The organism is Inquilinus sp. OTU3971, assembly GCF_038440215.1.
The window spans coordinates 1-8,799 of record NZ_JASATH010000261.1 but is presented as its reverse complement, the minus strand read 5'-3'; the positions used below and the strand labels follow the sequence as shown (position 1 = coordinate 8,799).

Annotated in this window: 10 protein-coding genes and 1 tRNA gene; 3 read left to right on the top strand and 8 right to left on the bottom strand. The window is 70.5% G+C overall.

The genetic code is table 11. From position 1 onward, the window contains the following. Positions 1–81 precede the first annotated feature (81 nt). The 3 genes from pseC to AAHM41_RS36820 all read right to left on the bottom strand — a co-directional run bounded on the left by pseC (position 82) and on the right by AAHM41_RS36820 (position 3,569). Positions 82–1,293, bottom strand: a complete 1,212-nt coding sequence (gene pseC / locus AAHM41_RS36830; RefSeq protein WP_342241612.1) for a UDP-4-amino-4,6-dideoxy-N-acetyl-beta-L-altrosamine transaminase — start codon at positions 1,291–1,293, stop codon at positions 82–84. A gap of 57 nt (positions 1,294–1,350) precedes the next feature. Then, entirely contained in the window at positions 1,351–2,391 is a 1,041-nt protein-coding gene (gene pseB, locus AAHM41_RS36825; protein ID WP_342241611.1) for a UDP-N-acetylglucosamine 4,6-dehydratase (inverting), read from the bottom strand. Positions 2,392–2,552: 161 nt separating this feature from the next. Next, positions 2,553–3,569 carry a hypothetical protein gene (locus tag AAHM41_RS36820; protein WP_342241610.1) on the bottom strand — a complete coding sequence of 339 codons (1,017 nt, stop codon included), beginning with the start codon at positions 3,567–3,569 and terminating at the stop codon, positions 2,553–2,555. Positions 3,570–3,700: 131 nt separating this feature from the next. Between AAHM41_RS36820 and AAHM41_RS36815 the strand changes: the two genes are divergently transcribed. Beyond that, entirely contained in the window at positions 3,701–4,288 is a 588-nt protein-coding gene (locus tag AAHM41_RS36815) for a TetR/AcrR family transcriptional regulator (protein ID WP_342241609.1), read from the top strand. A 7-nt stretch (positions 4,289–4,295) separates the two neighbouring features. On the opposite strand, the gene AAHM41_RS36810 is transcribed toward AAHM41_RS36815, so the two are convergent. The 3 genes from AAHM41_RS36810 to AAHM41_RS36800 form a co-directional block, all read right to left on the bottom strand. Further along, the gene (locus tag AAHM41_RS36810; RefSeq protein ID WP_342241608.1) at positions 4,296–4,874 is read right to left on the bottom strand and encodes an HPF/RaiA family ribosome-associated protein; all 579 of its coding nucleotides are present in this window, start codon (positions 4,872–4,874) and stop codon (positions 4,296–4,298) included. Between the two features lie 107 nt (positions 4,875–4,981). After that, positions 4,982–5,476 (bottom strand): anthrone oxygenase family protein, encoded by a 495-nt coding sequence (locus AAHM41_RS36805; RefSeq protein WP_342241607.1) that lies wholly within the window; start codon positions 5,474–5,476, stop codon positions 4,982–4,984. Between the two features lie 36 nt (positions 5,477–5,512). Continuing rightward, complete coding sequence (locus tag AAHM41_RS36800) at positions 5,513–6,340, bottom strand: NAD(P)H-binding protein (RefSeq protein ID WP_342241606.1); 828 nt, start codon at positions 6,338–6,340, stop codon at positions 5,513–5,515. 111 nt (positions 6,341–6,451) lie between these two features. Here AAHM41_RS36800 and AAHM41_RS36795 point away from each other — a divergent pair, with 111 nt between their 5' ends. Next, positions 6,452–7,096 carry a TetR/AcrR family transcriptional regulator gene (locus tag AAHM41_RS36795; RefSeq protein WP_342241605.1) on the top strand — a complete coding sequence of 215 codons (645 nt, stop codon included), beginning with the start codon at positions 6,452–6,454 and terminating at the stop codon, positions 7,094–7,096. A 20-nt stretch (positions 7,097–7,116) separates the two neighbouring features. Here AAHM41_RS36795 and AAHM41_RS36790 read toward each other — a convergent pair. Further along, a tRNA-Leu gene (locus AAHM41_RS36790) sits at positions 7,117–7,203 on the bottom strand. Positions 7,204–7,257: 54 nt separating this feature from the next. Further along, positions 7,258–7,749 (bottom strand): Lrp/AsnC family transcriptional regulator, encoded by a 492-nt coding sequence (locus AAHM41_RS36785; protein ID WP_342241604.1) that lies wholly within the window; start codon positions 7,747–7,749, stop codon positions 7,258–7,260. Positions 7,750–7,839: 90 nt separating this feature from the next. Here AAHM41_RS36785 and AAHM41_RS36780 point away from each other — a divergent pair. Continuing rightward, on the top strand, positions 7,840–8,799 hold a 960-nt coding region (locus AAHM41_RS36780), incomplete at its 3' end, for a threonine ammonia-lyase (RefSeq protein WP_342241603.1).

Here is an 8,799-nt window from a genome sequence, read left to right as displayed (position 1 = left end):
GGGGAGGGGGGACTCAAAAGGAGCGGGCTCAGCTATTGTGAAAAGGTCTCGCAAGCGGGAGAGGCAACAACATGCATTTCCTTATCCGATCACCTCACGCAGCGCCTGGACCACGCGCTCGACATCGCCGTCCTGCATGGCGGGGAACAGCGGCAGCGACAGGCAGCGCGCATAGAAGGACTCGGCGCCGGGCAGGGGGCGGCGGCCGTAGATCTCCTCGTAATAGGGCTGCCGGTTGACCGGGATGTAGTGCACCTGGGTGCCGATGCCCTTGGCATGCAGGGCGCGCATCACCTGGGCGCGGGTCCGGCCGAGCGCGGCGAAGTCGATCAGCACCTCATAGAGATGCAGCACCGGGTCGCAGCCCGGCGCCTTGGCGATCGGCCGCAGCACCGGGGCCAGCGGCGCCAGCGCCTCGTCGTAGCGCGCCGCCAGGGCCCGGCGCCGGGCCTTGAACCAGTCCAGCTTGCGCAGCTGGCTGATGCCGAGCGCCGCCTGGATGTCGGTCAGCCGGTAGTTGAAGCCGATCTCCTGCATCTCGTAGTACCAGGGGTTCACCCCGGCCTGGGCAGGGTCGACCGCCAGCTCGGTGTTGACGAAGGCGTCCGGGTCCCGGGTCATGCCGTGCGAGCGCTGCCGCGCCAGCTTTCGATGCAGCTCGGGCCTGGCCGAGGTGACCATGCCGCCTTCGCCCAGCGCGATGGTCTTGACCGGGTGGAAGGAGAAGCAGGCGAGGTCGGAATGGGTGCAGGTGCCGACCTGGACCCGGCCCTCAGCCGTCTCGTATTCGGTGCCCAGGGCGTGGCAGGAATCCTCGATCACGAAGGCATCGTGCCGGCGGGCGATTTCGGCGATCGGCGCCAGGGCCACGGTCTGGCCGGCCAGATGGACCGGCAGCACGGCGCGGAAGCGGCCTTGCGGATGGATCTGCGGGATCCGGGCGACCGCCGCCTCCAGATCCTCCGGCCGCATCAACCCGGTCTCCGGGTCGACATCGGCGAAGACCAATTCGGCGCCGACGAAGCGGGCGCAGTTGGCGGTGGCCAGGAAGGTCACCGCCGGGACGACGCAGACATCGCCGGGCCCGAGGCCAAGCGCCAGCATCGCCAGATGCAGCGCCGCGGTGCCGTTCGAGCAGGCGGCGGCGAAGGGGGCGCCGGTGGCGGTGCAGAAGGCGCGCTCGAACTCGCCGACCGTCGGGCCGGTGGTCAGGAAATCGGCCTGCAGCGCCCGGGCGACGGCGTCGATGTCGTCCTGGTCGATATACTGGCGGCCATAGGGCAGGAAGGTCACGGTGATCGCCTCCGAACCGCGCGGGTCCTGGGAGTTGGAAACGGCCCGGAGGGGCCGTCAGGTCGCGTGCCGCTCCAGGATCTCCAGCAGCGCGCGGTCGTCCAGCCATTCGGTGTTGTTGTCGCTGCCGTAGCTGAAGCGGTCGGCCACCGGCTTGCCGCCGCCTTCCCTGGCGAAGGACGTGCGGGTGTATTCGCCGAACTGCGGCTCGATCACGTAGCGGTCGGCCAGCTCCACCGTCGCATGCGAGTCATCGACCGCAATCATCGCCTCGTGCAGCTTCTCGCCCGGGCGGATGCCGACGATGCGGTGCGGCAGGCCGGGCGCCAGGGCGCGGGCCAGCTCGGTGATCTTCATGCTCGGGATCTTCGGCACGAAGATCTCGCCGCCGCGCATGATCTTGAAGTTCGACAGCACGAAGTTGACGCCCTGCTGCAGCGTGATCCAGAACCGGGTCATGCGGTCGTCGGTGATCGGCAGCGACTCAGCCTTCTGCTCCAGCAGCTGACGGAAGAACGGCACGACGCTGCCGCGCGAGCCGACGACGTTGCCGTAGCGGACCACGGAGAAGCGGGTGCCGATGTCGCCCGACAGGTTGTTGGCGGCGACGAAGGTCTTGTCCGAGGCCAGCTTGGTGGCGCCGTACAGGTTGACCGGGTTGCAGGCCTTGTCGGTCGACAGGGCGATGACCTTCTTGACCCGGTTCTGCAGCGCCGCCCAGACCACGTTCTCGGCGCCGATGATGTTGGTGTGGATGCATTCCGACGGGTTGTACTCCGCCGCCGGAACCTGCTTCAGCGCCGCCGCGTGGATGATGTAGTCGACGCCGCGGGTGGCCAGCGCCAGCCGCTCGCGGTCGCGCACGTCGCCGAGGAAGAAGCGCATGCAGGCATGGACCTCGGCGGGGTAGGCGGCCCGCACGGCGTTCTGCATGTCGTACTGCTTGAGTTCGTCGCGCGAGAAGATGATCAGCTTCCGCGGCTGATAGCGCTGCAGGATGGTGGAGACGAATTTGCGCCCGAAGGAGCCGGTGCCGCCCGTGACGAAAAGGACCTTGCCGTTCAGGTCGATGAGATTGTCGTCAAAATTGCGGTACATGAATCACCAGCGCTGTTGAAAAGGACGAACAGCCGAAACCTTCGGAGGACCGGCCCGAAGCCGCCCGGCCCTCCATACGCAACCACTTCAGCCTATAGCTCGCGCAGATGGTCGTTTGCAATGCAACCCGCGCGGCCGGGCCGCCTGCCCGTGGCGTGCTTTCAGCCCGAGGGCCGGACTTCCCGGATCTGCGCGCCGAACGCCTCCAGCCGCCGCACCATCTCGGCCGGGTCGAGCAGGGTTTCCGGCAGGTGCAGCCCGGGTGCCGCAGGCGCGCCGCCGGCCAGGCCGAGCAGTCGCTCCACCGCGGAGGCGATGCCCAGCGCCGTCAGCGGCGCCTGGCCCTCGGGATGGACCAGCTCGTGCCGGCTGCGTCCCGCCGTGCCGTCCGGGCGCTCGCCCGCGATCTCGATCGCGATCTCGGTCGAGAAGGCCTCGCCGCGCCGGCGGCTGGCCGACTGGGCATAGGCGAGGTCGAGCCGGATCGAGCGCGCCTCGGTCGCGGCCGCCAGGCTGACCACATCCATCGGCGAATAGGCCTGGGCCGGCAGCTCGACACCGTCGACGCTGCGGTAGGTGGCGGCCGCCTCCTCGCCGCCGATCCAGCGCCAGTGCCCGTCCTGCAGCACCTGGACCCGGGTGGTGGCGGTGACGATGCGGTCGTAGTCGGCGGCGGCGGCCGGCCCGCCCATGTCCTGCTCGTCCAGCAGGGCGCCGATCCGGATGCTGTCGACGCGCCGGAACGCCCGGGCGAAATGCAGGGTCGGCAGCAGCGCCGCTCCGGCCAGCCAGTGGCTGGCCAGCAGCACCGGCGCGGCCGGGCGGTGGATCGCCTGCGCCACCTCCGGCCCGATCTCGAACACGGCGCTGGAGGTGCCGACATAGGGCACGCCGCGGGCCTGGGCGAAGCGCAGCGAATTGAGGGTGGCATCCTTGACGAAGACGGCGACGGCGCCGAAGGCCCGGTCCGGCTGGCCCAGGTCCGGCCGCTCCAGGTCGATCATTGCCGCGTCGGCGCCGCCGATCTCACGGGCCACCGCCTCGGCCCTGGCCAGATCGCGGCCGCCGATGGTGATCGGCAGCCCCGGCTGCAGCCGCCGCAGCGTCCTGGCGGCGCGGGCGCCGACGACGCCGGATCCGCCGATGATGAGAACTGGTTTCTGCTGGGTCGCGGGCATTACCATGGCTCCTGATGAGGATGCGGACCGGCCGGCCCCTTGCCGGCCATCACGCGAACTTACATTTGGTAAGTTACCAATGGTAATTTCAAGGCCGAACGGATGCCCGGCCGAGGAGTGCGGATCAGGAGATGAGCCCAGCCCCTGCCAGGAAGCTGCCCAAGGCGGAGCGGCGCGACCAGCTGCTCGACGCCGCGCTGGCGATCGTGCGCGAGGAAGGGACCGATGCGCTGACCCTCGGCCGCCTCGCCGAGCGCGCCGGCGTCAGCAAGCCGATCGCCTATGAGCATTTCGGCACCCGCTCCGGGCTGCTGATCGCCCTCTATGAGCGCATCGACGACCGCCAGGTGGCGGCGCTGCTGCAGGCGCTCGAGCGCACGCCGCGACGGCTCGAAGATGTCGCCTGGGTGATGAGCGACGCCTACATGACCTGCTATCTGACCGTCGGGTCGGAGGCGCATGCCATCACCGCCGCGCTGAGCGGCGACGGGCAGATGGAGGCGTTCCACCAGCGGCTGCTCGACCGCTATGTCGCCTTCTACCAGGAGGCGCTGGCGCCGTATTCGAGCCTGCCGCCGGACGCGCTGCACCTGCGCTGCGTCGGCCTGATCGGCGCGGCGGAGGCGATCTCGCGGGACATGCTGCGCGGCCGGGTGGACGGGGCCAGGGCCATGGAGGCCCTGGCGGCGCTGATCGTCGGCGGGCTGGGGAAGGCTTAGGCCGGCCTCACTCGCCGCTGCGGTCGGCGCCCAGCAGGCGGATGGAACTGGCCTGCGGGCCCATCGGGCCCTCGCCGGTGGCCAGGGTCAGATGCACCATCATCCCGGCCGCCAGCTCGTCGAAGCGGCCGTCGACCACGGCGTTGCGGGTGAAGTACAGGCTGCCGGCCTGCTTCGCCTCGACGAAGCCGTAGTTCCGGTCGGGGAACAGGCGGGAGATCGTGCCGGTCTCGCCCGACGCCTCATGCGCCTTGACCTCGCCCTGGATGATGCGGGCGGCCTCGTCCAGCTTGCGCTCGACCACGTCGAAGCTGCGGTTGACCACCGCGGCATGGTCCCGCGGGTTGCGCCGCTCCTCCATGTCCTTGACCACGACCATGGGCTTGCCCGGGATCTCGGCCTCGACCGAGATGCCGAGCGGTGATCGTGCGCCCTGGGCGCTGCGATGGGGGGCTTCGATCACCACGCGGCAGCCGATCAGGTGGGGGTAAAGGCGATCGAGCCGGCCGACGCGGTGGCGCACGATCGACTTCATCGCCTCCGACCCTTCGATGTTCTTGAACGAGAGCTGTAACGGCTTCTGCATGTGTCGGGCCTCCATCGCATCGGTCCGAGGGGCTGTCGCCCTCCCTTTGCGAACGCCCCGGGCGGCCGGGAGTTCCCCGGCCGCGACCGGATGCGCGGAGGCCGCGATCAGGCCGCGGCCGGCCAGCGCCAGGCGAGGATGAAGCAGGCTGCCGCCGCCAGGCCGGTCGCCGTGCGCACATGGTTCCAGGTGGTCCAGGTCGACAGGTAGCGGGCCCAGACGGCGGCGCCTTCGGCGCTGGCCGGGTCGACCGCCGCGAGGGCGTCGTTCAGCGGCACGTTGCCCGTCATCGTCACCACGATGTTGCCAACGAGGTAGAATAAGGCCCCGGCCAGCACCAGGGTGGGACGGGGGCCGGACCAGCCGAACAGGGCGCCGGCGGCCACGATGAGGCACAGCACCGCCGTGCCCATGAAGGCGGCCATGAACACCGGGTTGATCACCACGATGTTGATCGACTGCATGGCGGCGATGCCCTGCGGCGCCGGCAGGCGGGCGAGGGCGCCCATCACGAAGGTCGAGAAGGCGAAGAAGATGCCGCCGACCAGGCCGGAGCCCAGCGCCGACAGCAAGACCAGGACCGACATCAGGCGCTCGCCCATTTCAGCTCTCCATCGTCAGGGGCAAGGGAGGGCGGCTCAGCCGGCCCAGGCGCCGGATGCGGCGGTGTCGCGCGCATAGTCGGCGAAGTCCTTCGGCGCGCGGCCCAGCGCGCGCTGCACGCCGTCGGTCAGATACGCGTTGCGGCCGTCCAGCACCGTGGTGAACAGGTAGAGCAGCAGCTCGGTGACCTCGGCCGGGGAGCCCTGCTCCGCCAGCGCCGCGGCGAAGTCCTGTGCCGGCACGCGGATGTAGCGGACCGGGCGGCCGCAGGCCTGGGCGATCTCGGCGGTCGCCTCGGCGAAGGTCAGCAGCCGCGGGCCGGTCACCTCGTAGAGCTGGCCGACATGGCCGTCCTCGGTCAGCGCCGCGACCACGACATCGGCGATGTCGTCGGCGTCGATGAAGGGCTCGCCGATCTCGTCGGCCGGCAGCACGATCTCGCCCGCCAGCACGCCCTCCAGCAGCACGCTCTCGCTGAAGTTCTGGCTGAACCAGCTGGCCCGCACGATGGTCCAGTCGGCGCCGGAGTCCTGCAGCACCTGCTCGGCCCGCTGCGCCTCCTCCTCGCCGCGGCCGGACAGCAGCACCAGCCGGCGGACGCCCTGCGCCAAGGCCTGGCCGACCAGGGCGCGGACGGCCTCGGGCGCCCCCGGCGCGGCGAGGTCCGGATAATAGGTGATGTAGACGGCACCGACGCCGTCCAACGCCGCGGGCCAGCCGGACGGATCCTCCCAGTCGAAGGCGGGGTTGGCGGAGCGGGAGCCGATCCGGACCGGGACGCCGCGCTTCGTCAGGCGTTCGGCGACGCGGCGGCCGGTCTTGCCGGTGCCGCCGACGACCAGGACCGGTTTGCGCTCTTGCATCGGACTCGCCGACGGGGCCATGATCCTCTCCTAATGTGAGTGTTTATCATGTTTGAAAATGTGATAATCTCTCACATTTATCGCGTCAAGTGGAATCCCGAAGGAACCGTCATGGCTGCCGCCAGCCCCGCCAACACCCAAGCCGCCGATCCGGCGGGCCCGCTGCGCCGGGCGCCGAGCCAGCGCCGCAGCCGCGAGCGGGTGGAGCGGATCCTGGCGGTGGCGACCGGGCTGATCGCAGCGCAGGGCAGCGACGCGCTGCGCATGGCCGAGGTGGCGGCGAAGGCCGGCATCTCGATCGGCTCGCTGTACCAGTACTTCCCGGACAAGGCGGCGATCATCCGCACCCTGGCCGAGCGCATCAACGCCGAGGGGCGGGCCTGCATCGAGGAGGGGCTGCGGGACGTGCGCGACGCCGCCGGGCTGCGCGACGCCTTCGGCCGGCTCGTCGACACCTATTACGGGCTGTTCCTGGCCGAGCCGGTGATGCGCGACATCTGGTCGGGCCTGCAGGCCGACAAGGGCTTGCGCGAGATCGACCTCGAGGACAGCCGGATCAACGGCAGGGTCCTGGCCGAGGTCCTGGCCCGGATCGACCCCGGAGCCGACCGGGCCGGGCAGTTCACCCGCGCCTTCCTGGTGATGCAGCTGGGCGAGACGACAATGCGGCTCGCCATCTCGGTCGGCCGCGAGGAGGGCGATGCGCTGGTCGAGACCTATAAGCGCATGGCGCTGCGCGAGCTGGCACCGGAATAGGGGCGACGACTTCAGGAAGCTGGTGCGGGCGGTCGGGGTCGAACCGACACTCTGTCACCAGAACTGGATTTTGAGTCCAGCGCGTCTGCCAATTCCGCCACGCCCGCGCGGGGCCGCATCATAGGCAGCGGCGGACTCCCGTCAACGAAATTGCGCGGCGCTCATGTCCCGGCACCGGCGGTCGGCAGGGCCAGCCCCGTCTTCACCGCGTCGAACACGAAATGGGTGTCGAAGCGCTTGATGTTCGGGTCGGTCATGAACAGCCGGTCGACGACCTCGCGGCAGGTCCGCATGCCGGTGACGGCGAGGATCACGAGATAGTCCCGGCTGCCGGCCAGGTCATAACATTGCTGCACCTCCGGCGCCGCCCGCATGCGGTCCTTGAAGGTGCGGTGCAGGGCGACCGATTCCTGCTCCAGCATCACGAACACCGCGGCCAGCACCACGCTGTCGAGCCGGCCGGGGTCGAGCACCGCGATCTGCCGCAGCAGCAGGCCGTCGGCGCGGTAGCGGGCGATCCGGCGCTGCACCGCGCTGGGCGACAGGCCGACCGTGTCGCCGAGTTCCTCCAGCGTCCGACCGCTGTCGGCCTGCAGCAGCGCCAGCAGCTTGTGGTCGAGTCGATCGAGGGCCGGGGCGGGCTTGGTGCTCATGCAAGAATTTTGCGTCCACGCGCATGAGATTTCAACAACAGCCGAGGCGGTGCCGGCTAGAGTCCCGGCAGCTCAACCGGGAGACGACCCATGGATTCGCAGGCAGGACCGCCGATCAAGCCGCAGCAGATTCTTGCCGCCCGGGCCGCGATCGATCCGGTGTTCCTCGATTCGCCGGCGATGCGGCACGGCGCGCTGGATGAGGCGCTGGGCTGTGCCTGCCTGCTGAAGGTGGAGACGTTGAACCCGATCCGCTCCTTCAAGGGGCGCGGCACCGAGGCGGTGGTGGCGGCGCTGGAGCCGCGCCCGGCCGCGGTGGTCGCCACATCCAGCGGCAATTTCGGCCAGGGGCTGGCGCGGGCGGCCGCCCGGCGCGGCATCGCCGCCACCATCCTGGCGCCGGCCTGGGCCAATCCGCTGAAGCTCGAGGCGATGCGACGGCTCGGCGCCACGGTGCGGCTGGCCGATGCGGAGGATGGCGCCGGCAAGGACCTGGCCCGCCGGATCGCGGCGGAAACCGGGGCGCTGTTCATCGAGGATGGCGGCCACCCGGTGATCTCCGCCGGCGCCGGCGTGATCGCACAGGAGCTGACCGCCGCCGGCCACGAGGTCGACGACGTCATCGTGCAGATCGGCGACGGGGCGCTGGCGACCGGGATCGGCTCCTGGTTCAAGGCGCAGGCGCCGGAGGTCAGAATCGTCGGCGTGGTGGCGCGCGGGGCACCGGCCATGGCGCAATCCTTCGCCGCCGGACGGGCGATCGACACGCCGGGCACCGACACCGTCGCCGACGGCATGGCGATCAGCCGCCCGGTGCCCTCGGCCGTGGCGCAGCTGCGCGCCTGCGTCGACGAGATCCTGCTGGTCGACGACGACGCCATCCTCGACGCGGCGCGGCTGCTGCTGCGCACCGCCGGGGTGCTGGCGGAACCGTCGGGCGCCGCCGGCCTGGCCGCGGTGATGACGAATCGCGACCGCTTCGCCGGCCGCCGGATCGCGTCGGTGATCACCGGCAGCAATCTCGACGCCGGGTTCCAGGCCCGGTTGCTG

What these genes read in the sequence shown, in the direction of transcription:
- pseB (WP_342241611.1), bottom strand. Translation starts at nt 2,391, where the DNA reads ATGTACCGCAATTTTGACGACAATCTCATCGACCTGAACGGCAAGGTC.
- AAHM41_RS36820 (WP_342241610.1), bottom strand. Translation starts at nt 3,569, where the DNA reads ATGCCCGCGACCCAGCAGAAACCAGTTCTCATCATCGGCGGATCCGGC.
- AAHM41_RS36815 (WP_342241609.1), top strand. Translation starts at nt 3,701, where the DNA reads ATGAGCCCAGCCCCTGCCAGGAAGCTGCCCAAGGCGGAGCGGCGCGAC.
- AAHM41_RS36810 (WP_342241608.1), bottom strand. Translation starts at nt 4,874, where the DNA reads ATGCAGAAGCCGTTACAGCTCTCGTTCAAGAACATCGAAGGGTCGGAG.
- AAHM41_RS36805 (WP_342241607.1), bottom strand. Translation starts at nt 5,476, where the DNA reads ATGGGCGAGCGCCTGATGTCGGTCCTGGTCTTGCTGTCGGCGCTGGGC.
- AAHM41_RS36800 (WP_342241606.1), bottom strand. Translation starts at nt 6,340, where the DNA reads ATGCAAGAGCGCAAACCGGTCCTGGTCGTCGGCGGCACCGGCAAGACC.
- AAHM41_RS36795 (WP_342241605.1), top strand. Translation starts at nt 6,452, where the DNA reads ATGGCTGCCGCCAGCCCCGCCAACACCCAAGCCGCCGATCCGGCGGGC.
- AAHM41_RS36785 (WP_342241604.1), bottom strand. Translation starts at nt 7,749, where the DNA reads ATGAGCACCAAGCCCGCCCCGGCCCTCGATCGACTCGACCACAAGCTG.